The 22,618-nt window shown below is 54.6% G+C and carries 22 protein-coding genes; 9 read left to right on the top strand and 13 right to left on the bottom strand.

Translation table 11 applies throughout. The annotated features are described in order from the left end of the window. The first annotated feature begins 34 nt into the window (after positions 1 to 34). Positions 35 to 2,215, top strand: a complete 2,181-nt coding sequence (locus tag IYV58_RS11460; protein WP_142446095.1) for a TonB-dependent siderophore receptor — start codon at positions 35 to 37, stop codon at positions 2,213 to 2,215. Between the two features lie 99 nt (positions 2,216 to 2,314). Continuing rightward, entirely contained in the window at positions 2,315 to 2,713 is a 399-nt protein-coding gene (gene yciA / locus IYV58_RS11455; RefSeq protein WP_004121302.1) for an acyl-CoA thioester hydrolase YciA, read from the top strand. A gap of 32 nt (positions 2,714 to 2,745) precedes the next feature. On the opposite strand, the gene IYV58_RS11450 is transcribed toward yciA, so the two are convergent. Beyond that, a complete protein-coding gene (locus tag IYV58_RS11450) occupies positions 2,746 to 3,282 on the bottom strand; it encodes a YniB family protein (RefSeq protein WP_004121305.1) in 537 nt (178 codons plus the stop codon). A 130-nt stretch (positions 3,283 to 3,412) separates the two neighbouring features. On the opposite strand from IYV58_RS11450, the gene hxpB reads away from it, so the two are divergent. The 4 genes from hxpB to IYV58_RS11430 all read left to right on the top strand — a co-directional run bounded on the left by hxpB (position 3,413) and on the right by IYV58_RS11430 (position 7,199). Then, entirely contained in the window at positions 3,413 to 4,081 is a 669-nt protein-coding gene (hxpB, locus tag IYV58_RS11445; RefSeq protein ID WP_004121307.1) for a hexitol phosphatase HxpB, read from the top strand. A 148-nt stretch (positions 4,082 to 4,229) separates the two neighbouring features. Next, positions 4,230 to 4,991, top strand: coding sequence for a 2-dehydro-3-deoxy-D-gluconate 5-dehydrogenase KduD (gene kduD, locus IYV58_RS11440; protein WP_142446096.1), 762 nt, complete (start codon positions 4,230 to 4,232; stop codon positions 4,989 to 4,991). A 91-nt stretch (positions 4,992 to 5,082) separates the two neighbouring features. Further along, positions 5,083 to 5,673, top strand: coding sequence for a metal-dependent hydrolase (locus IYV58_RS11435; protein ID WP_004121316.1), 591 nt, complete (start codon positions 5,083 to 5,085; stop codon positions 5,671 to 5,673). A 134-nt stretch (positions 5,674 to 5,807) separates the two neighbouring features. Beyond that, positions 5,808 to 7,199, top strand: coding sequence for an L-cystine transporter (locus IYV58_RS11430; protein ID WP_049112263.1), 1,392 nt, complete (start codon positions 5,808 to 5,810; stop codon positions 7,197 to 7,199). Positions 7,200 to 7,274: 75 nt separating this feature from the next. Here the strand turns inward: IYV58_RS11430 and cedA are convergent, their stop codons facing one another. Beyond that, positions 7,275 to 7,514 carry a cell division activator CedA gene (gene cedA / locus IYV58_RS11425; protein ID WP_049112262.1) on the bottom strand — a complete coding sequence of 80 codons (240 nt, stop codon included), beginning with the start codon at positions 7,512 to 7,514 and terminating at the stop codon, positions 7,275 to 7,277. Between the two features lie 196 nt (positions 7,515 to 7,710). Here cedA and katE point away from each other — a divergent pair, with 196 nt between their 5' ends. Continuing rightward, positions 7,711 to 9,969 carry a catalase HPII gene (katE, locus tag IYV58_RS11420; RefSeq protein ID WP_195729614.1) on the top strand — a complete coding sequence of 753 codons (2,259 nt, stop codon included), beginning with the start codon at positions 7,711 to 7,713 and terminating at the stop codon, positions 9,967 to 9,969. Between the two features lie 48 nt (positions 9,970 to 10,017). On the opposite strand, the gene chbG is transcribed toward katE, so the two are convergent. From chbG to osmE, 7 genes are all read right to left on the bottom strand, one after another. Further along, on the bottom strand, positions 10,018 to 10,776 hold the full coding sequence (chbG, locus tag IYV58_RS11415; protein ID WP_195729613.1) for a chitin disaccharide deacetylase: 759 nt from the start codon (positions 10,774 to 10,776) through the stop codon (positions 10,018 to 10,020). Positions 10,777 to 10,788: 12 nt separating this feature from the next. After that, positions 10,789 to 12,135 (bottom strand): 6-phospho-beta-glucosidase, encoded by a 1,347-nt coding sequence (locus IYV58_RS11410; RefSeq protein ID WP_004121333.1) that lies wholly within the window; start codon positions 12,133 to 12,135, stop codon positions 10,789 to 10,791. Between the two features lie 102 nt (positions 12,136 to 12,237). Continuing rightward, positions 12,238 to 13,062 (bottom strand): transcriptional regulator ChbR, encoded by an 825-nt coding sequence (chbR, locus tag IYV58_RS11405; RefSeq protein WP_004121335.1) that lies wholly within the window; start codon positions 13,060 to 13,062, stop codon positions 12,238 to 12,240. A gap of 27 nt (positions 13,063 to 13,089) precedes the next feature. Next, positions 13,090 to 13,437: a PTS N,N'-diacetylchitobiose transporter subunit IIA gene (chbA, locus tag IYV58_RS11400; protein WP_004121338.1), complete on the bottom strand. Its 348-nt coding sequence runs from the start codon at positions 13,435 to 13,437 to the stop codon at positions 13,090 to 13,092. 53 nt (positions 13,438 to 13,490) lie between these two features. Further along, positions 13,491 to 14,849 (bottom strand): PTS N,N'-diacetylchitobiose transporter subunit IIC, encoded by a 1,359-nt coding sequence (gene chbC, locus IYV58_RS11395; protein ID WP_195729612.1) that lies wholly within the window; start codon positions 14,847 to 14,849, stop codon positions 13,491 to 13,493. A gap of 168 nt (positions 14,850 to 15,017) precedes the next feature. Continuing rightward, positions 15,018 to 15,338, bottom strand: a complete 321-nt coding sequence (gene chbB, locus IYV58_RS11390; protein ID WP_004101340.1) for a PTS N,N'-diacetylchitobiose transporter subunit IIB — start codon at positions 15,336 to 15,338, stop codon at positions 15,018 to 15,020. 285 nt (positions 15,339 to 15,623) lie between these two features. Beyond that, the gene (gene osmE, locus IYV58_RS11385; protein WP_004121344.1) at positions 15,624 to 15,962 is read right to left on the bottom strand and encodes an osmotically-inducible lipoprotein OsmE; all 339 of its coding nucleotides are present in this window, start codon (positions 15,960 to 15,962) and stop codon (positions 15,624 to 15,626) included. 230 nt (positions 15,963 to 16,192) lie between these two features. On the opposite strand from osmE, the gene nadE reads away from it, so the two are divergent. Both nadE and cho read left to right on the top strand, forming a co-directional pair. After that, entirely contained in the window at positions 16,193 to 17,020 is an 828-nt protein-coding gene (nadE, locus tag IYV58_RS11380; protein WP_142445374.1) for an ammonia-dependent NAD(+) synthetase, read from the top strand. 106 nt (positions 17,021 to 17,126) lie between these two features. After that, the gene (cho, locus tag IYV58_RS11375) at positions 17,127 to 17,987 is read left to right on the top strand and encodes an excinuclease Cho (RefSeq protein WP_004121349.1); all 861 of its coding nucleotides are present in this window, start codon (positions 17,127 to 17,129) and stop codon (positions 17,985 to 17,987) included. A 34-nt stretch (positions 17,988 to 18,021) separates the two neighbouring features. Here cho and IYV58_RS11370 read toward each other — a convergent pair whose 3' ends face one another. The 4 genes from IYV58_RS11370 to astE form a co-directional block, all read right to left on the bottom strand. Further along, positions 18,022 to 20,064 (bottom strand): DUF2207 domain-containing protein, encoded by a 2,043-nt coding sequence (locus IYV58_RS11370; protein WP_195729611.1) that lies wholly within the window; start codon positions 20,062 to 20,064, stop codon positions 18,022 to 18,024. Between the two features lie 4 nt (positions 20,065 to 20,068). Further along, positions 20,069 to 20,611 carry a LemA family protein gene (locus IYV58_RS11365; RefSeq protein ID WP_004121356.1) on the bottom strand — a complete coding sequence of 181 codons (543 nt, stop codon included), beginning with the start codon at positions 20,609 to 20,611 and terminating at the stop codon, positions 20,069 to 20,071. 207 nt (positions 20,612 to 20,818) lie between these two features. Further along, positions 20,819 to 21,301 carry an ATP-independent periplasmic protein-refolding chaperone Spy gene (spy, locus tag IYV58_RS11360; protein WP_004121359.1) on the bottom strand — a complete coding sequence of 161 codons (483 nt, stop codon included), beginning with the start codon at positions 21,299 to 21,301 and terminating at the stop codon, positions 20,819 to 20,821. A 349-nt stretch (positions 21,302 to 21,650) separates the two neighbouring features. Beyond that, positions 21,651 to 22,616 (bottom strand): succinylglutamate desuccinylase, encoded by a 966-nt coding sequence (astE, locus tag IYV58_RS11355; RefSeq protein WP_195729610.1) that lies wholly within the window; start codon positions 22,614 to 22,616, stop codon positions 21,651 to 21,653. Positions 22,617 to 22,618 lie beyond the last annotated feature (2 nt).

Below are 22,618 nucleotides of genomic sequence, written 5' to 3'. Positions count from 1 at the left end.
CTCAATTTAACCCGATTTTATAGGGATATTTATCATGAGACCGCAGAAACAGCACATAACCACTCCTCTAGCACTGGCCATAGCAGGCTTGTTCAGTCCGGCTGGCTTTGCCGAAGAAGTGGAGCAGGATACCGAAACCATGGTGGTACGGGGAACCGCCGAAGAGGCGCTGAAGCAGCAGCCGGGCGTCTCGATCATCACCGCGGAAGATATTGCTAAAGCTCCCCCGGTTAACGATCTCTCAGAAATCATCCGTAAAATGCCCGGCGTAAACCTGACCGGCAACAGCGCCAGCGGCAGCCGCGGCAACAATCGTCAAATAGATATTCGCGGTATGGGGCCGGAAAACACGCTGATCCTTATTGATGGCGTGCCCGTCACTTCCCGCAATTCTGTGCGCTATAGCTGGCGCGGCGAACGTGATACCCGCGGCGACAGCAACTGGGTGCCGCCGGAAATGGTGGAACGCATTGAAGTTCTCCGCGGCCCTGCCGCAGCGCGCTACGGCTCAGGCGCCGCGGGCGGGGTGGTCAATATCATCACCAAACGCCCCACCAACGACTGGCACGGCTCGCTTTCGCTTTATACCAATCAGCCGGAAAATAACAAAGAAGGCTCCACTAACCGGGCTAATTTCAACCTTAACGGACCGCTGGCCGGGGACGCCCTGACCATGCGTTTATACGGTAACATTAACAAAACCGAACCCGACGCCTGGGATATTAACCGCGCGCAAAATGGATCTTATGCCGCGGGCCGTGAAGGTGTGCGCAACAAAGATATTAACGCCCTGCTGTCATGGAAAGTCACGCCGCAACAGATTATCGATTTTAGCTACGCCTATAGTCGGCAGGGCAATATCTATGCCGGCGATACCCAGTATAGCAACAGTAATATGAGCCCCAATGGCCTGGTAGACACCCTCTACGGTCAGGAAACAAACAGGATGTATCGACAGACCTGGGGGCTGACCTATAACGGGATATGGGACTGGGGCCAGTCAAAGGCGGGCGTCTACTACGAAAAAACCAACAATACTCGCCTGCAGGAGGGCACCACCGGCCGCGTTGAAGGGATGATCAACAGCGATGTCTATGACACCAGCCGCCTGGAGTCATGGCGCTCAACCGCAGAGGTGAATCTCCCCTTCAACTGGCTCGCTGAACAGACCCTCACTCTGGGCATGGAGTGGAATCACGATGAGCTGAACGATCCGGCGTCGATGCAGGCCACCACCACCACGGATGCGCTCCCCGGGGTTTCCGGCGATCCTTCACAACGCAGCCCTAAAAACAGCGCCACCCTGACCGGTATCTATCTCGAAGACAATATTGAAGCGACGCCGGGCACCAATATTATCCCGGGTCTACGTTTCGACTATCATAACGACTTCGGCAGCAACTGGAGCCCGAGCCTGAACCTGTCGCAGGATCTGGGGGATATGTTTAAGGTCAAAGCAGGTATTGCCCGGGTATTTAAGGCGCCGAACCTGTATCAGTCCAGCGAGGGGTATCTGCTTTCTACGCGGGGCAACGGCTGCCCGATAAGTATTGCCGATGGCAACTGCTATCTTTTGGGAAACCCGGACCTCGATCCGGAAATCAGCATCAATAAGGAGATTGGCCTTGAGTTTAACCTGAACGGTTATAACGCCGGCGTCACCTGGTTCCGCAACGACTACAAAAACAAGATCGTCTCCGGCACCGAGATACTGGGTAATACCGCTACCGGGGCGAATATCCTGCAGTGGGAGAACGGCGGGAAAGCGGTCGTCGAAGGTCTTGAAGGCACGCTGCTGGTTCCGGTCATTGCCGATACGCTCAGCTGGCGCACCAATGCCACTTATATGATCAAATCGGAAAACAAAGATACCGGAAACCCGTTGTCCGTTATTCCGAAATACACCATCAATACCCTACTTGACTGGCAGGTAACCAGCAAGTTTTCGGCGAACGTCAACTGGACCCTGTACGGTCGGCAGAAACCGCGCGAATACGCGGAAATTCGTAATGAAAATGGGGTGCTGGCCACCAATGAAGTCGGTTCCTATTCCGTGGTGGGTATCGGCGGCAACTATCAGCTAATGAAAGACCTGCGCCTGAACGCCGGGATTAGCAACCTGTTCGATAAGCAAATTTATCGTGAAAACGAAGGCGCTTCGACCTACAACGAACCGGGTCGCGCCTATTACGCTGGCATCACGATCTCGTTCTGACCCCTCATGCCCGCTATCGCGGGCGTATTCCCTATTTTCTCAGCGTCCTTTTCATAGTAGCATCGCGCCTGATCATCTTTGACTAGTACAGAGTATAGAATGACAACAACAGATCTTGCGCCGAAGGGCGAATTGGTTTTACGCACCCTGGCGATGCCGGCGGACACCAACGCTAACGGCGATATTTTCGGCGGCTGGCTGATGTCGCAAATGGATATTGGCGGCGCCATAATGGCCAAAGAGATTGCCCACGGCCGCGTCGTGACCGTCCGCGTCGACGGCATGACCTTTTTACGCCCGGTGGCAGTTGGCGATGTCGTATGCTGCTACGCCAACTGCGTGAAGCGCGGCAATACATCGATAACCATTAATATGGAAGTGTGGGTCAAGAAAGTGTCGTCTGAGCCTATCGGCCAGCGCTATAAAGCGACCGAAGCGCTGTTTATCTACGTCGCGGTAGATAATCAGGGCAAGCCTCGCGCCCTGCCCGCCCTGTAATGCAGCCGGCCCGGCACAACCGGGCCGGTCGTTTACAGAAAACCGAGTAAAGAGAAGAAGAAGTAGCCCAGTACAATAATGACCACCGGCAAAACGTAGAGCGGAAAATACTGCACCAGGATGGTATGACGCGGCACCACCACACGTTCGGAGATTTGCTCGCGCGTCAGCCCTTCAGCCCCTTTTGCCTGCTCCAGAATCAGCTGATCCTCCACGCCTTCTCGCAGAAATTTAGCCTGGCGCCCCATCCGCGCCCCGGACGCCTGCAGCGCCATGCCGACAAACACCAGAATATAGATAATCCAGAAGCCAATGTTCATACCGTGCTTAAAGTCCGGCAGCGGCGAGTTGTACCAGAAGAAATTGAGGAACGGCGTATTAAAACGCATCATCTCAATCATTACATGGGCGAAGTCCATCATCACCGCGTCAATGCCCGGTTTTTTCTCACTGTGCTCGTACATAAACTTCAGCACGGAAATCAGCGTCGAGATAACCGCCGGGATAAATACCACCCACCCCAAAATACGTTTAAGTACTGCAATGCGTCCAGCTTGTTGATACGTCATGGGTTCCCCTTGTTAAGACGCCTATCCACTCTAAGTCTACCTTCGTCGGCGAATTTCGCCCAATAATGCGCGGTATGATATACCATGAGTGCCGATTCGTTATCTATTTACGCTACAAGGAGAGGGACTTATGTCAGCCAGGCGCCAGATTCACGCCGCGATTTTTGATATGGATGGGTTACTGATTGATTCCGAGCCACTATGGGATAAAGCCGAACTGGAGGTGATAGCAAGCCTGGGGGTGGATATCAGCCGCCGCCATGAAATGCCAGATATTCTGGGCCTGCGCATCGATTTAGTCGTCGACCTGTGGTTTGCCCAGCAGCCGTGGAAAGGCCCGGATCGCGCGGAAGTCACCGCGCGGATCATCAATCGCGCCATCCAGCTGGTGGAAGAAGCGCGTCCGCTTCTGCCCGGCGCGCGCGAAGCGGTGGCATTGTGCAAAGCCCAGGGGCTAAAAATCGGCCTCGCGTCAGCATCGCCGCTGCGGATGCTGGAAAAAGTCCTCGCCATGTTTGAACTGCGCGACCAGTTTGACGCCCTCGCTTCCGCCGAAATGCTGCCGTTCAGCAAACCGCATCCGCAGGTGTATCTGAACTGCGCCGCCAGTCTTGGCGTCAGCCCAATGAACTGCGTGGCGCTGGAAGACTCGGTCAACGGCATGATTGCCAGCAAAGCAGCGCGGATGCGGTCTATCGTGGTACCGGAAGCAGAAAACAGCCGCGACCCGCGCTTCGTGCTGGCTGACGTGAAGCTTGCTACGCTTGAGTCCCTCACGCCGGGCGACCTGCTCGGCTAATCCTGTCTGTGATGATGGGATAGCGGTATCATCCTATCATCACAAAAATAAAACACCGTTTCATTTTTAATTGTTTTTTCCTCTTTCGCCCTCTATGCTTATCTCAACGGCGTTATTTGACGCATGAAATCAGCATACAGAGGTGCATATGGTACTGAACGCCTTTGACCTTGCGGGCAAGGTCGCCATCGTGACGGGTTGTGATACCGGGCTGGGCCAGGGAATGACTTTAGGCCTTGCCCAGGCCGGGTGCGATATCGTCGGCGTGAATCGCCGGATCCCCTATGAAACCGCAGAAAAGGTGCAGGCGCTGGGCCGCCGCTTTACCGCTATCCAGGCCGATCTAAGCCGGCAGGATGAGATTGAAGATATAGTGACTCAGGCTGTGGCCGCCATGGGCCGGGTAGATATTCTGGTCAACAATGCGGGAACCATCCGTCGCGCCGATGCGCTCTCCTTTAGCGAAAAGGACTGGGACGACGTGATGAATCTGAATCTGAAATCGGTGTTCTTTCTTTCCCAGGCGGTTGCCCGGCAGTTTATTCAGCAGGGTGATGGCGGAAAAATCGTGAACATTGCCTCCATGCTCTCTTTTCAGGGCGGTATTCGGGTGCCATCCTATACCGCATCAAAAAGCGGCGTACTGGGTATTACCCGCCTGATGGCCAATGAGTGGGCCGGGCATCGCATCAACGTTAACGCGATTGCGCCGGGGTATATGGCGACCAATAATACCCAACAGCTGCGCGATGACGCCGAGCGTAGCAAAGCGATCCTCGACCGTATTCCGGCCGGGCGCTGGGGGGTTGCGGATGACCTACAGGGGCCGGTCGTCTTCCTCGCCTCCAGGGCGGCGGATTACATCAGCGGCTATACCCTGGCGGTGGATGGCGGCTGGCTGGCGCGCTGATGGTTTTGTGACAAAGAGTTACACCGTCACCTCTTTCGCACACTGTATAAAAACCCTATACTGTATGAATTGACAGTTTAGGGTTTTTATCATGACGGCGGAAGGCCACCTCCTCTTTTCTATCGCCTGCGCGGTATTTGCGAAAAATGCGGAATTAACGCCCGTGCTGGCCCAGGGCGACTGGTGGCATATTATTCCTTCCGCCATCCTGACCTGTCTGCTGCCGGATATCGATCACCCAAAGTCATTTCTCGGCCAGCGCTTGAGCTGGATATCAAAACCGATAGCGCGCGCCTTCGGCCATCGCGGCTTCACCCATAGCCTGCTGGTGGTTTTTGGCGCGGTCGCGATTTTCTCATTGAAAGTGCCAGAAAGCTGGATAGTTCCGGCAGATGCGGTTCAGGGGCTGGTTCTGGGCTATCTCAGCCATATTCTCGCCGACATGCTCACCCCGGCGGGCGTTCCGCTGCTCTGGCCCTGCCGCTGGCGTTTTCGTCTGCCTCTCCTCGCGCCACGCAAGGGCAATCAGCTGGAGCGTGCACTGTGCATGGCGCTGTTCATCTATGCCGTGTGGATGCCGCAAAACGTTGCCGAAAACAGCGCCGTTCGCTGGTCATCGGATATGATTAATTCGCTGCAAACCACCTTTAATCGCTTTATTAGCCACCAGACTGGACGATAAACCAGCGAATTATTCAATTGGTTATAATCAATTCCATTTGAATATAAGTAACGAATTACGCCTTCTGCTACCCTTGCCGTCATAAGAGTTGGTTATTGACCAACCCGGTGATAAAAGTTATCAGGAGAACGGGGATGAACTTTCCATTAATAGCGAACGTTATCGTGTTCGCGGTTTTACTGTTGGCGCTGGCCCAAACCCGGCATAAACAGTGGAGCCTCGCTAAAAAAGTGCTGGTCGGTCTGGTGATCGGCGTGGTCTTTGGCCTGGCGCTACAGCTGATCTATGGTTCCGACAGCCAGGTGCTGAAGGATTCTATCCAGTGGTTCAATATCGTCGGTAATGGCTATGTTCAACTGCTGCAAATGATCGTTATGCCGCTGGTTTTCGCCTCGATTCTGAGCGCGGTCGCCCGCCTGCACAATGCTTCGCAGCTGGGTAAAATCAGCTTCCTCAGCATCGGTACCCTGCTGTTCACCACGCTGATTGCGGCGCTGGTCGGGGTGCTGGTGACCAATATGTTTGGCCTCACCGCCGAAGGACTGGTTCAGGGCAGCGCGGAAACCGCCCGCCTCAACGCCATTCAGAGCAACTACGCCGGTAAAGTCGCGGACCTGAGCGTCCCGCAGCTGATCCTCTCTTTTGTGCCGAAAAACCCGTTTGCCGATCTGACCGGCGCGAACCCGACGTCGATTATCAGCGTCGTTATCTTCGCTGCGTTCCTCGGCGTCGCGGCGCTGAAACTGTTGAAAGATGACGTCGCGAAAGGCCAGCGCGTACTCACCGCCATCGACACGCTACAGAGCTGGGTGATGAAGCTCGTACGCCTGGTGATGCAGTTAACGCCGTACGGCGTGCTGGCGCTGATGACCAAAGTGGTTGCGGGCTCTAACCTGCAGGACATCATCAAGCTCGGCAGCTTCGTTATCGCCTCTTATATTGGTCTGGGCATCATGTTCGTGGTGCACGGTCTGCTGCTGGCGGTGAACGGCGTGAGCCCGCTGAAGTACTTCCGTAAAGTCTGGCCGGTACTGACATTCGCCTTTACCAGCCGCTCCAGCGCCGCGTCGATTCCGCTGAATGTGGAAGCGCAAACGCGTCGTCTGGGCGTGCCGGAGTCTATCGCTAGCTTCTCCGCATCGTTCGGCGCCACCATCGGCCAGAACGGCTGTGCGGGTCTTTATCCGGCGATGCTGGCGGTAATGGTCGCACCGACAGTCGGTATTAACCCGCTCGATCCGCTGTGGATCGCAACGCTGGTTGGCATCGTGACCGTCAGCTCCGCCGGGGTCGCGGGCGTAGGCGGCGGCGCGACCTTTGCCGCCCTGATCGTCCTGCCGGCGATGGGCCTGCCGGTCACGCTGGTGGCGCTGCTGATCTCGGTGGAGCCGCTCATCGATATGGGTCGTACCGCGCTGAACGTGAGCGGTTCTATGACCGCCGGTACCCTGACCAGCCAGTGGCTGCGTCAAACCGATAAAACCATTCTTGATAGCGAAGAAGATGCGGAGCTGGCGCACCGCTAAGCTGATGCAATCTTCAGGTTATCAAAACAAAAAAAGCCGCTGAAATATCAGCGGTTTTTTATTTCCCCTGCAGCCTCAGGCGTCGATTTCCCCTTCCTGCCTCATCTGCGTCGCCCAGCGCTGCGCAGCTTCCGGCACGTTAAACGGCGGGGAACGGCGAAAATGTTCGTCTATCAGCACAAAGGCAACGTACTTACCTCGCAGAGCCCAGACGTCGCGAAAACCATCCATTTTGACGGCGTGTTCCGGCGGCGCAGGTTCCACTCGAGGCACGTAGCTAATGACCTGACGATTTTGTTGGCGAAGTGGTTTCATCACAAATAGATTCACTAAACACAGCGGGAAACGGAAACCTTTATCATAGCCGAAAGCGCCCCCTTTCGTCGCCCCCTGCTTGCGACCCTTTAGTAGCAAAACTCCTATAAAAATATGTTCTTGAAATGATGTTCTACAATTAGAAGGGTTTTGGTTTAGCAATGACCATTTTCAGCAATGAAAGCAGGAGCAAGCAATGTCTGATAAACACTCTAACCCACAACCCCATCAATCACCGGTTCACGATGACCGGGAAGCAAAACCTGGTCTGGATGCCTTGGCTCCCGAAGACCAAAACTGGCGGCCCACGCCGCATCCGACAGCCCCTGGCGAAGAGCCGACCGCGCCGGGCAGTATGAAGGCCCCGGATACGCAAAGCGAAAAGCTTGATGCCCTCGAAAAACATCGCAAAGGCGGTGAAGATTATGCGCTCACCACCAACCAGGGCGTTCGCATCGCTGACGATCAAAACTCCCTGCGCGCAGGTAAACGCGGCCCCACGCTGCTGGAAGATTTTATCCTACGTGAAAAAATCACCCACTTCGACCACGAGCGCATTCCGGAAAGGATCGTCCATGCCCGCGGCTCCGCTGCGCACGGCTATTTCCAGGCGTACAGCGATTTAAGCGACATAACCAAAGCCGATTTCCTCTCCAGCCCGGAGAAAAAAACGCCGGTCTTCGTCCGCTTTTCAACCGTACAGGGCGGCGCAGGCTCCGCCGATACGGTGCGCGACATCCGCGGTTTTGCCACCAAGTTTTATACCGACGAAGGGATTTTCGACCTGGTCGGCAACAACACGCCGATCTTTTTTATCCAGGACGCGATCAAGTTCCCTGATTTCGTCCACGCGGTCAAACCCGAGCCCCACTGGGCCGTCCCGCAGGGGCAAAGCGCGCACGACACGTTCTGGGATTATGTCTCGCTACAGCCGGAAACGCTGCATAACGTGATGTGGGCGATGTCCGACCGCGGACTGCCCCGCAGCTACCGCACGATGGAAGGGTTCGGCATCCACACCTTCCGCCTGATTAACGCGCAAGGTAAAGCCACCTTCGTACGTTTTCACTGGAAGCCGGTCGCGGGCAAAGCCTCCCTGGTATGGGACGAGTCGCAAAAGCTGACCGGTCGCGATCCCGATTTCCACCGCCGTGATTTATGGGAAGCGATTGAAGCCGGCGATTATCCTGAGTATGAGCTGGGCTTACAGCTGATCCCGGAAGAGGACGAGTTTGCTTTTGATTTCGATCTACTGGATCCCACCAAGCTGATTCCGGAAGCGCTGGTCCCGGTGCAGCGCGTCGGTAAGATGGTCCTCAATCGCAACCCGGACAACTTCTTTGCCGAAAATGAGCAGGTGGCCTTCCATCCAGGGCATATTGTTCCGGGGATAGACTTCAGCAACGATCCGCTACTGCAGGGCCGACTCTTCTCTTATACCGATACGCAGATTAGCCGCCTCGGCGGACCTAATTTCCATGAAATCCCGATCAATAAACCCACATGCCCGTACCATAATTTCCAGCGCGACGGGATGCACCGGGTGGATATTGATACCAACCCGGCAAACTACGAGCCCAACTCCATTAATGATAACTGGCCGCGGGAGACGCCGCCGGCCGCTAAACGCGGCGGCTTTGAATCCTATGCCGAGCGGGTTGACGGAGAAAAAATTCGCCAGCGCAGCCCCTCGTTTGGCGAGTACTACTCTCAGCCCCTGCTGTTCTGGCGTAGCCAGACGCCTATTGAGCAGCAGCACATTATCGACGGCTTTAGCTTCGAACTGAGCAAGGTCGTCAGGGAGTGGATCCGCGAGCGGGTGGTCGATCAGCTGGCGCATATCGACCTGCAGCTGGCTCAGGCGGTGGGTAAAAATCTGGGGATTGAGCTCACCGACGAGCAGCGCAGCATAACCCCGCCGCCGGATGTTAACGGCCTGAAGAAAGATCCGACCTTAAGCCTGTACGCCATTCCCAGCGGCGACGTTAAAGGCCGGGTAGTGGCGGTACTGCTTAACGATCGGCCGGTCGCGAAAGAGCTGCTGGCGCTGCTGAAGACGCTGAAGGCGCACGGGGTACATGCCAAACTGCTCTATTCCCGAATGGGTAAAGTGAAGGCCGATGACGGTAGCGAGCTGCCGGTGGCCGGAACCTTTGCCGGGTCGCCCTCGTTAACCGTCGATGCGGTTATCGTTCCCGGCGGCGATCTGCAAAGCCTGAGCAACAACGGAGATTTCCACTATTACCTGCTGGAAGCTTACAAACACCTGAAGCCAATTCTTCTGGCAGGCGATGCCCGGCAGTGTAAAGCGCCGCTGCAGATCGCCAGCCAGGGTGAAGAAGGCGTTATTGAGACGGATTTCATTGATAGCCAGGCGATGGATGAGCTAATTACCCTGATGGCGGCACATCGGGTGTGGTCAAGAAGCGCCAAAATCGCCGCGATCCCGGCGTAAAAGAGAAGCCCGGCAGAAATGCCGGGCTTTTGACTTGCCTTTATACATCTATACATCGCGATAGGTTCCGAGCCGGTAACCGCGCCCGGCGATCGCCGATTTCAGCGACTCGCTCGTCAGCACATCCAGCTCGGTCAGACGCGGATAGCAATAGGCGCTGCCCATAATCGTGTTATCCACGAACGCCGGGTGGCACATTACCTCCAGAGACGTCTCACCGCGGTGGATAGAGGAATCCAGGGTTTGCAGAAACAGTGCTTCCGAAACCCCTTCCCCGTAAAACTCACTGGCGAACCCTTCGCTGCTGCGCGCCGCATCCTGCGCTAAACCTGACAGCGTCGCCAGCTGTCGGTCGATCCGCAGCGCCACCCCTTTCTCACGCGCAAAGGCCGCGACGATGGGGTAAATCTGCGCAATCATGTGCACATGGTGATGGCTGTCGATATGCGTCGGCTCATGGCCAAACAGCTCGACAAAGCGCCGGTACTGGCACTCCAGTTCGTGCGCGATTTCATCCAGCGGCAGGCTATCCTCTTCCGCCATCTGCCAAATCCACTTACCGAGACGGCCTTGGCGGGTTAATCCCGGCATCGCCGACAGCGGTTCGCCCAGCGTCAGGACAAAGTGCATCCCCACCGCCAGCTCAGGGATGCAGCGGCTAAGCTGGGCAGCATGACCGATCGCCGCGCCGTTGACCAGCGCCGTCGTGGAGGTGACCAGACCGTTCTTGCAGGCTTCGATAATGCCGTAGTTTTGCCCTTTGCTGAGGCCAAAATCATCGGCATTGACGATTAACACGCGTTCCATGAGCCGCTCCCGTTACTGTTTCAGTTTTTCGATAGTCGCCGCAAAGTTTGGCAGCCACTGCTCGTGCGCAAGGATCATCTCACGCGCCAGCTTCTCGGCGTCACGATCGGAGTGGATCAGCGGGCTCAGGTTGAGCGCCAGCAGCACGTCATCCAGTTTACCGCTGATTGCCGCTTCGCTGGCCGCGACTTCAAAGCCTTTAATGGTGTAAATCAGTCCCAGCACTTTTTCGTCGAAATGCGTGATGCGCGGCGTCGGTTTGGCACCATCGCGACCCAGCGTACAGGTCATCTCGACCGCCCAGTCGGCCGGGATGTTATCCACGTGGCCATGGTGCGGCACGTTCACGTAATGCTCGGCCTGCTTATCATTGTATATGGCGTTAATCACTTCACAGGCGGCGTCGGAATAATAGGCCCCGCCGCGCTGCTCCAGCTCTTTTGGTTTCACGTTCAGGTCCGGATCTTTGTACAGCTCAAACAGCTGTTTCTCAACCTTCTGCACCACCTGCGCGCGGGCGCCGCCTTTGTAGTACTCGCCCATTTCAATCGCCAGCATCTCTTTTGGCTTAAAGTAGTAGAGCAGATAAGAACAAGGGATCAGGCGCAGCGATCGGAGCAGCCCTTCGCTAAACGGCAAATCAAAGATATTTTTCACCGAGTTTGCGCTCAATCGACCCGACGCTACGCCGTCAAGCAGCTCGTCAAAGCGTGAAACGCCGTTGACCAGTACATCGCGAACAAACACCAGATGGTTCAGACCAAACAGATCGATATTAAGCTCATCGCTCGGAGTCAGCTTCAGCACGTCGGTGATAAACATCTTCATGCCGATAGGAATATTGCACACGCCGATAAAGCGCTTAAAGCCGGTATGACGATAAACCGCTTCGGTCACCATGCCCGCCGGGTTGGTAAAGTTAATCACCCAGGCGTTAGGACAGACTTCCTGCACATCTTTCACAATGTCAAAAATGACCGGAATGGTGCGCAGACCTTTAAACAACCCGCCCGCGCCGTTGGTTTCCTGGCCTAAATAGCCGTGGCTCAGCGGAATGCGCTCATCCTTTTCGCGCGCCTTAAGCTGGCCGACGCGCAGCTGGGTGGTGACGAAATCTGCGCCTTCCAGCGCCGCGCGGCGATCGAGGGTCTTGTAGACTTTCATCGGGACGCCGGCTTTTTCTACCATGCGCTGGCACAGCGCGTGGATAATATCGAGCTTTTCCTGCCCTTCCGCAACGTCCACCAGCCACAGTTCGCTGATCGGCAGTTCATGATAACGCTTCAGGAATCCTTCCAGTAATTCCGGGGTATAGCTGCTGCCGCCGCCAATAGTCACTACCTTCAATTTCTGGCTCATCTTTTTCTCCCTTGCGGATAGCGCGTATACGGCACCCGCTCTCCGTTTAAATACGGACAGTTAATTTGAATATTTAGACCGCGCGGACTAATCCGCGCCCGGTTAATTAATACTGGTGAGGTGTTTCCGATAGCTGCTGGGGGTAAAGGACGTCAGCTTCTTGAATGTTTTAATAAACAGACTTGGGCTACTATACCCCGACTCATAGGCGATATCGGTCACCGAGTAGTTGGTTATCTCCAACTGTTTTTTGGCGAAGTTGATGCGAATATCGTTAATCATCTGCATCGGCGTTTTGGCGTAATAACGCTGGGTTGCGCGGGTTAAGTATTCCTGAGTTTTCCCGGAAAGCTCGACCATATTTTCCAGCGCCCCCTCGCCAAATTTAAGCTTATCGTGCATACCCTCGACGGTATTTTTCAACCACTGCGGAATAACATCTTCGGTAGGCTCTTCACGATAGTGCCGCAAACGATTCAGGGTGTAAAAAGACACCAGCTCGATAAATTCGTCGAATTCAGTTTCGCGAAAATTCAGTGATGCAATAACCGACTCAATATAACTGAGAAAAGTACTTTTAACGGCATAGACCTGTGAGGCGACCAGACCAAACGGCAGCAGCGGCAGATAGTGTTTCTCAAAGAAACTTTTGCTGATGCCAACGTTAAGAATGCGCGTCGCGCCAAATTCATAAAAACTCTGGTGATGCGACCCCATTGGGATGAAAACAAAATCCCCGCGCTCCAGCAGCACCCGCTTACCATTAATAACCTGATAATAGCGCCCGGTTAAAACGATGGTGTACTCGTAGTAATCATGCTGGTGAAGCCCGCTTACGCTCTCCGTTTTGTTATAGATGACCACATGAAAGTTCTTGCCGTTAAAGAGTTGTTGCTCCCGGGCGGTACTGATTTCAGTGGTCATCATCTTTGGCTGCCTCATCGTGTCGATGACCTATTGTACCTTCTCGTGCAGCTCAATCAATTCGGCAACCAGCTCACGAGCCAGCATTGAGGTCATCAGATGATCCTGCGCATGAACCAGCACCAGGCTCACCTTCATTTTGCCTTCTCCCTCATCGCTCTCAATCAGCTGCGTCTGCACAAGGTGCGCTTCGCTCAGCGCCATACGCGACTGTTCCATCATCGCTTTCGCCGCCGCGAAATCTCCCTGCTTAGCCTGCTTCAGCGCGGCATAAGCCAGGCTGCGCGCTTGACCGGAGTTGATAATCAGCCCCATCACCACCTCTTCGAGGTCGTTTACCGCGGTCTCTTCTGCTGCGATGTTATCCAGATCAAACATAATGACTCCCTTATTTCCAGGACGGTACGGGAAAACTCCCGTACCGCTCAATATTAGAATTTCAGTGCGTTAGCGATATCTTCTTCGCTCTCTTCCTGCTCAATGACGCCCTGCGCTTTGTTGGAAATCACCACAAACGGCAGGTAGACCAGGGTGGATACGGCAAGGTTTAACAGGGCCAGCAGCAGGGCCGCGACGCTACCGTTGGTGTTAAAGAAGGCGCCTAAACCGGTCGGCATGGTCCACGGCGCGATATTGGTAATCGGCGGGATGATGCCGAGGGTGTAAGCCGTCATGGTGATGGCCGCCAGCAGAGGCTGAATCAGAATGAACGGGATAAACATCACCGGGTTCATAATGATCGGCAGACCGAACAGGATTGGCTCGTTAATCTGGAAGATGCCTGACGGCAGCGCCAGTTTCGCCACCTGACGATGATCCTCACGACGTGAAGCGATAAAGATGGCGATGATTAAGCCCAGAGTCGCGCCGGTACCGCCAAGGAATATGTAGGAATCCAGCATCGGCTTGGCCCACATATGGAAGCTCTTACCCGCGGCCAGCGCGGCCTCTACGGAACCGTACTGCTGATAGGTTGCGATGTTTTCCAGCGCCCACGGCGTCATGATCCCGCTATCCAGCGCTGACAGCGCCAGTGACCCGTGTACGCCGAAGAACCACAGCAGCGAGGTGAAGATAACGTATGCCCAGCCTACGACGGCGCCCATTGAAGCCAGCGGCGTGGAGATCGTGTCCATGATGATCTGGTGGAAGTTAGTCCCCCAGTGGGTCAACGCCCAGGAGATAATCCCCATAATAGAGAGGATAATAAACGCCGGGATAACCGCCGAGAATGAACGGGAAACGGAGGCCGGTACGCTGGAAGGCAGCGTGATCACCCAATTGCGATGAACGATAAAGGTGAACATCTCGGCAACGACCAGACCGATGACAATACCAGAAATGATATTGGCGCCGCCTAACCAGTTTGCGCCCACGGCATAGGCTTCACCGACGCTATAAGGCGTAACGGTCATAAATGCCGCAACCGCCAGCAATCCGGCCGCCATTGGGTCAACTTTACGCTCTTCAGCTAAAGCCGAACCAATAAAGAAAGGCGCCATCAGCGACATAATGCCGAGCGTACCGTTATAAACGTTACCGCCGATAGCTTTAAAACCGTTCAGTGTTTCGATTGTCGAGGCATCCAGACGAATGCCCATTGAATAAAAGAATGAACCGTCGCCAAAGCTCAAAAATACGTTATTAATTAAAACAAACATCGCCCCTGCTAACGTCAATGGCATTAACTTAATAAAGCCGTTTTTAATTGCATTGACGTGGGGCTGCCTTCCTATTTTGACGGCAAAAGGAAGGAGTACCTTTTCAAGCGAGTCAATCACTTTACTCATAATAAATACCCTTTAAGGCCGCAATATAATCATTGCGGCAATGATAGATGAAATTACTCTTTGACGGGAAAATAAACTCTGGGTATTTCGGACAGCAAGCAGCTAAAACACACCCTCACGAAATTTTAACCGCTGCCATCCGAAATATGTCGAGTTTTAAAATAAAAATTATTGTGCAGCCGCTTTCTTAATGGCCGCAACGGCCGCTTTCAGAACACCTAAACCATCGATCTTACCGTACAAAACGGAATCAATGACTTCTACGGGTTTATTGGGCAGTAAACGCTGAATATCCGGCAGCATATATGAAATTTGTGGGCCTAATAATACGACATCGGCATCAGGACCTTTTTCACCAGCTAAGGTCTCCGGAAATGCTTCAATAATCACCGGCACTTCATACTTCTCGGCCTGGGCGCGCATTTTCGATACCAGCAGTGATGTCGACATCCCGGCAGAACAGAACAGGTAGATATGTTTCTTTTCCATGAACGCTTCCTCAATTTGTGTGACCCGGTCCTCTCCGCATCATCGATGCCTGAGAGGCGGTAAGAGATGTTTCTTTGAATTAGTATTGTTTATGCATTGAGTATACGGCATCGTTCACCGCCAGGATAATTCCTCCTTGAACAGAATTGTCTCTCATTGACCTCGCGTTTTGACTGCCTTCACATTTCCCTCAAATAATTCGCGCAATTAAATAAGCATCAGAGTTCACAAAAAAGCCCGACCAATGGTCGGGCTTACGTAGAAATCAGCGTTATGTCAGGGATACTACTTGCTGTTGCGCGGGTCGGTATCGTACTCAGCACAGGTCTGATAACCGGAATTTATCACGTGGCCAGTATCGTCCAGAGCGACAAAGTAGGTTTCAATTTTACCATCGCGTTGACCCAGGATGTATGTCTGGCAGGTACCGCGCGCGTGGATCATGGTAACTTCTGATGAAGGTTTACCAGCAATCTGCGCAACCTGGGCGCGACTCATACCTTTTTTAACGTCTTTGACCACCGGCTGAGTGAACTGATCTTTGGTACGGTCATAGGCCGTACAGCCTGCCAGCATGGTCAATACTGCTGCTGCGCCCAGAAATCCTGCAAAATGCTTGTTCATGTTCCATCCTCTTTTTTTTGGCGTGTTAATAAGCCTGGAATAAATATCGTTATTTTTCAAGCCGAAGGTGGAAATGAAACGAAATTAAGAGCTTTCCAATAATAAATCCCCTCTTGTTGAGGTTGCCTGCTTTTGCTTCACTCAAAATTGTGATCCTTGTCGTTTTACCGGCAAAGAGGTAGGTTAAACCCCTGCTGATTGGCAAACAGATTCACTTCCCGGAGGGCGCAATGACGCTACAACAAGAGATTATTCAGGCGCTGGGCGCAAAACCCCAGATCGATGTCGAAGCCGAGATACGCCGCAGCGTAGATTTTTTGAAATCCTACCTGCAAAAATACCCCTTTATCAAATCGCTGGTCCTCGGCATCAGCGGCGGCCAGGACTCTACGCTCACCGGTAAACTGTGTCAGTTGGCCATCAACGAACTGCGCGCCGAAACCGCCGACAGCAGCCTGCAGTTTATTGCCGTGCGCCTCCCGTACGGCGTGCAGGCGGATGAACAGGACTGCCAGGATGCTATCGCTTTTATTCAGCCGGACCGCGTATTAACGGTCAATATTAAGGGCGCTGTGCTGGCCAGCGAGCAGGCGCTGCGCGAGGCCGGGATCGAACTTAGCGACTTTGTTCGCGGTAACGAAAAAGCCCGCGAACGCATGAAGGCGCAGTACAGCATTGCCGGAATGACCCATGGCGTGGTGGTAGGCACCGACCATGCGGCGGAAGCGATCACCGGGTTCTTCACCAAATACGGTGATGGCGGTACCGATATTAACCCCATCTTTCGCCTCAACAAACGCCAGGGTAAACAGCTGTTGGCTCATTTAGGCTGTCCGGAGCATCTGTATAAAAAGCTGCCGACCGCCGATCTTGAGGACGACCGCCCCTCCCTGCCGGACGAAGTGGCGCTGGGCGTGACCTACGAAAATATTGATGATTATCTGGAAGGCAAAGCGCTGGATGAGAAAATTGCGAAAACGATTGAAGGCTGGTATTTGAAAACCGAGCATAAACGCAGACCGCCGATTACCGTCTTCGACGACTTCTGGAAAAAGTAATTCGCCTCTCCCCCTCCGCCCCGACCCGGTTCGGGGCGATTTTTTATCCTTTTCGCCTCTTCCTTCGACTGCTATACTGGATAAATAACCAGCACCAGGAGCAAAAGTGGCAAGAAGGCAATCCGCCCCGCGTCTCGAATTTGAAGCGGCGGCAATTTATGAGTATCCCGAACATCTGCGTCCGTGGCTTGAGGCTTTGCCCAGGCAGCCGGGGGTGTATTTGTTCCATGGCGAAAGCGATACCCTACCGCTCTATATAGGGAAAAGCGTGAATATCCGCAGCCGGGTGTTGTCGCATCTGCGCACGCCCGACGAAGCGGCGATGCTGCGCCAGTCCCGGCGTATTACCTGGCAGCGGACGGCTGGTGAACTCGGCGCGCTGTTATTAGAAGCGCAGCTAATTAAAGAACAGCAGCCGCTATTCAATAAACGACTGCGGCAAAACAGGCAGCTGTGCTCGTTACGCCTTGCTGACGACCGTCCTCAGGTGGTTTACGCCAGTGAGCTGGATTTCTCGCAGCAAAGCGATCTCTTTGGCCTGTTTGCAAATCGCCGCGCGGCGCTGCAGGCGCTGCAAAAAATCGCCGATGAGCATCGCCTTTGTTACGGATTAATGGGCCTTGAACCGCTCAACCGCGGGCGCGCCTGCTTCCGCTCCGCTCTGGGCCGCTGCGCGGGGGCCTGCTGCGGGAAAGAGAGCGTTGAAACGCACCATCAGCGGCTGCGTGAGAACATGCAAAAGATGCAGCTGGTGTGTTGGCCGTGGGCCGGAGCGATCGCACTGGAAGAGCGCAGCGAGGATATGACCCAATACCACATTATTCAAAACTGGCTGTGGCTCGGCGCGGTAGAGTCCCTGTCACAGGCATCATCGCTCACGCGCCTGTCGGCCAAATTTGACCATGACGGTTATAAAATATTGTGTAAGCCGCTGCTCAGCGGCCGCTATAAGCTCCATCCTCTGTGAGGTGAATGTCAGCCCCGATGCGCTATCGGGGCAATTACCAGCCGCCACCGCCACCGCCGCCCGAGCCGCCTCCGGATGAACCGCCTCCGGAGGAACCGGAGCCACTGTAACCGGAACCTGATGATGAACCACGTCCTGAACCGCTATCCGGCGTCGACATAGAGGCGGTTCGGCAGGCTTCGCTGAAGTGGTGGACGCTTCCCCAGTCGGCGTCGGCAAACGCATGCGACATGGCGCCTGTACTACTCAGGTAGTGGGCAAAGGTATTTGCCCATGTTTTCCCTACGCCAAGCGCCAGAGCAACCGGCAGCAGCGCTTCAAAATGGGAAATCATCTGCTCAGGCGGATAGATAATTTGATAACGATGCTTTTCGGCGGTACCCAGATAGCGCATCAGTCCTTTCGCGATAGCCAGTTCATCAAGCCCGCGCTGCGTATAGCGCGGCGTTTTCCAGGCAACGAAAACGCACAGCGCGAACGCGGCCATAAGCGCGCCAATGTATCCTGACGGAAGCTGGGTGATGGGCAGTATACCAAAGAGAAAAATCCCGCCTCCCAGCGTCGCGAAGGGGCCGAAGATCGCCAAAAAAAAGAGCGGCACCGGCCCCCAGGCACGCCACATCTCCCGCGGGCGGCATATAAAACGCAGCAAACAGGTGAGCATCGCTCCGCCGAACAGCATAAAAACTGCGGCCGGTATCGTCAGCAGCGCGGCCTCCATATTAACCCAAAGGCCGCAGACCACCGGCACCAGCAGCGCGATATAGATACAGCGCCGCAGCGGCTGCCCCCATTTGCGAAATAATTTATCCCGCTGCGCTTCACAACGCTTTTCCTGCTCTTCACGCGCTGTCTGCATCGGTCGCTGATGGGCCTTGCTGAGATCGATATTTTTTTGTTTACCTTTAAAAAGCGTACTTAACAGCTGCCTGTCATCATAGTTTAATTGCCGGTTTCCCTCGACGGGCAAACGGGTTAGCCGCTGTTTTACGCCGGCGTTCGCAAGCCACGGGTTAGGGGTGTGTTGACTGTCCCCGCTGACCGCCATTCCGCGTTTAGCCACCAGCGCTAATAAATCGCTACTAAAAGCCACATCATCATATTTACGCCGGGTGATAAAACGCAGGTAGCCCGGAGACATGCCGGGGGGCGGCGAATAAAGCGCAACGACCGGCGGCATTTTTAGCCCGGCTTTGGTGACGTGTTTTCGCCACCACATCAGGTAATAAGCGGCCATCAGCAGCAGAGGTAGCCAGACTACGCCGGTTTTTAGGGTGGGGATAAGTAGATGCACCAGCGGCAAAGCCGCCTCCGGCGCCGGAGCGTCGGCAAGGATCGACCGAGGCCAGGTATAGACCACAGTCAGCCCCTCCCCCCGCGCCAGAGGCCGCAGGGTGCGGACACTACCGTCAGGAAGTATCTGCGCATTGTGTTCTTTCGCCCCTGCGACGCCGGTATAAACATCAAGCGATCGCAGTCTGGCGTCCTTAGCGTTAGCGTTGAGGTTTCCAGCGGCGTCCGGGAGGTCAAGATGAAAGCTGGCCTCGCTGATAGGCCACGCCCAGTCGTTGCCCGTCACGTTCCAGTAAAGCTCATCCCACTCGGGGAAGCGGCTGAAATGGTTGCTGATTTGATAGCGAATTTCGTAGTTATAGATCCCGGGTTTCAGGACCCGTTCACCGCTGCCAATGCGTACCGTCAGGTTTTTTTCTGCTTCATCAAGGCTAAACGGTTCAGGCACACCATCGCGCGACACCGACTCGATCGCATAATACACGCGAAAGATCTTGCCGTCCTGACGGTTCCAGGTGAGGGGCAGCGTACGGAAAATCCCCCGCCGAATCTGCCTGCCCAGAGAAAGTACTTTGATATTTTCTCGTATCTCCATGCTACCGTCCGGGTTAAAGCGCGCCCGGGCATCGAAAGAGAGGATATGTTCATACGCTGGAATAGCGTCAGCAGGAAGCTGGGAGGCATCCTTGATGATGATCATATCGTCGGCGGCAAAAGCCGCGCTGATGTTCAGAAGCAGCAGCAGGACGAGGGGGCGCAACCCCCGGAAAAGTAAATTCGCCATTTAATCACGCCATCCGCGGTAACTTAGCTTCTTCCGGTGAGTCAAGTTCAAAGAATGCTTCTGCTTTAAAATTAAATAACCGCGCCAGCAGCAGGCTGGGGAAAGACTCGACCAGGATATTGAAATCGCGCACCGAGCCGTTGAAGTAGCGACGAGCCATCTGCAGCTGCTCTTCTATTTCGCTGAGCGATTGCTGTAAAGCAAGGTAGTTTTCGCTGGCTTTAAGTTCTGGATACGCTTCGCCGAGCGCGAAAACGCGCCCTAGCGTGCCAGAGTACTGGCGTTCGCTGTCGGCGATCTGTCGGGTGCTGCCGACCAGTTCGCCACGCTGGCGGGAGATCTCTTCCAGCAGTTCTTTTTCATGCTGCGCATAGCGTTTCACCAGGCTCAACAGATTCGGCGCCAGGTCGTGGCGACGCTTAAGCTGTACGGCAATACCGCTCCAGGCTTCGTCTTTGAAACGTCGCAGGGAGATAAAGCGGTTATAGGTCATTACGACCCAAATGAGGACGACAACGAGTACGGCGAGGCCGATATACATTTCCATATGCGAGATCCATGAGCAGAGTAGGCTTTAGACCAGGACACCTGAGTCCTTGGCGATCGTTAAGGCACTCATACTGGCACATTCGTCCCTGCCGGGTAAATCAGGTTTCACGATGGACTTTTAGCAGATAAGAAAAAACCGCCGGCCCTGCCCAAAGCCTGTTGGCGTTATTGGGCAAGACCGGCGGTCTTAAGTCAGCGCGCTGAGTTATTCAGCTGGTGCAGGCATTTTACCTTCCGGCGCTTTACGATCTGTCAGATGCTTCTCAAAATTGGCATTGAACTGTTTTTTCTGTTCCGGCGTCAGGATGTTGTAAATCTTGTTCTGGGTTTCCAGACGCGCCAGCGCCATCTCTTTATGCTGGGCCTCCATCTTATCAATCTGCGCTTCCGCTTTTGCCTTATCGAAGGTATCGCTGGCTACCAGCTCATGCATCGCGCGGCGCTCATCCAGGGATGGACGTTTCATGTTGTCGCGCTGGTTCTTCATGATGTCGCGGATTTGCGTTCTCTGCGCATCGGTCAGGTTCAGACCTTTAAACATCATTTCGTGCGGGCCGCCAGGTCCGCGCTTATGATGCATCATCGGCGCGTTATCGGTTGGGGTAGCCGTAGCGTCAGCCGCGTGGGCCAGGTTAGCCGCGCCCAGAGCCAGAGTAGAGGCAACAAACAGTGCTGTAATCTTCTTCATCGTTCAATCCTTACTTTGCGTTATTCTTACGGCGCGTTGCCGTGTTGACGAGATTAACTTTACGACGTTTATCGTCAATTAATCAGAGCAAGCGTAAAACATTGAAAGTGTAAAAAACATTTTCTCGCCAATTATGGAGAAAATAAGGAAAATGAGGAGACAAGTGTCAGAAAAAATAAATAACAGGCTGTTTTACCGAGAAATTATGGAGATTATAAATCAGCAGAGATTAAAAACAAAGCATTTAACCAGGAATAATCTGCAATCAATGGACAGAGCACGAAAAAATAAGATGACAGTGGAAAAATAAAAACCGAAATAAACGCCGCCGCCCGGACGGGCGACGGATTCACTGGAAGCGCTGCAGCATCAGCCCGGCGCGCTGGCCCAAGGCGACGCTGGGATTGGGGAACAGAATGTACTCTTGCTCCCCTTCCACCACATAGCGAGTGTCGCCATCCTCAGCAAGCAGCGTCCCGGCGGCAAACGGCGTAAAGTTCAGCGTCTGCGCCGACATATGCAGCTGGAACCTGTCGCTGCTGCGGGTAATTTGCTGTACCACCCTGTAGCGCAGCGGCGTGTGCTCAGCTTCCAGCGTCACCTCCCCCGCCAGCAGCAGCGACAGCGCGCGTTGAGTCGCCGCGAACAAGCGCAGATCGTTTTCGCCAAAAGGTAGCGCCTTACCGAGCTCCAGCGTGCAGGAGCGCGCGCCGAAGCGTTCGCAGCTGAAATGGGTAAAGGTCCCGCCCGGCTGCTGATGAAACACCAGCGCCTCCAGCCCTGCCGCCCCCAGCCAGCGCAAAAACGCTTCATCCCATGGGGTATCCCGCGCCGGCAGGACACCAAAGCGGGTATGCAGCGAACCGCGTATGGCGGTATGTAAATCCAGGTGCCAGCGCTCGCCGGACGTCCCGGCATAAAATCGCGCCAGCGCATGCTCCAGCTGCCGGGCGCGAACGGTTTCATCGCTGGCGCTAAAAGCGCGCCATCGCTCGCCGAACATACGGTTGATATCGCTATGCAGATAGCGCTTGTTGGCCCTTAACGCCTGAGGGTTACCGAAGATAACCAGCAGCCGCCAGCGTAGCGGCATTTCCCCACGAAACAGCTGTCGCAGCAGGAGATCGGTGATTTCGACCGGCGCGGTTTCATTGCCGTGAAGTCCGGATGACAAAACCAGCGACCGATCGCAGGGCTCATGGGGAACGAGCTGCAGAATGCCGCAGTCAATCCAGTGCCAGCGAAACTGTGCGGTTTGGCCATGAAAATGGTGGGGCAAACGCCCCGCCATAGTGAGTGCCAGAAAGTCGTCCACGA

Origin of the sequence: Klebsiella sp. BDA134-6 (assembly GCF_015601345.1) — a bacterium.
In the GTDB taxonomy this organism is placed as follows: domain Bacteria; phylum Pseudomonadota; class Gammaproteobacteria; order Enterobacterales; family Enterobacteriaceae; genus Klebsiella; species Klebsiella grimontii.
Note: the sequence above shows the minus strand (reverse complement) of the source record. Positions and strands in the feature narration are given on the sequence as shown.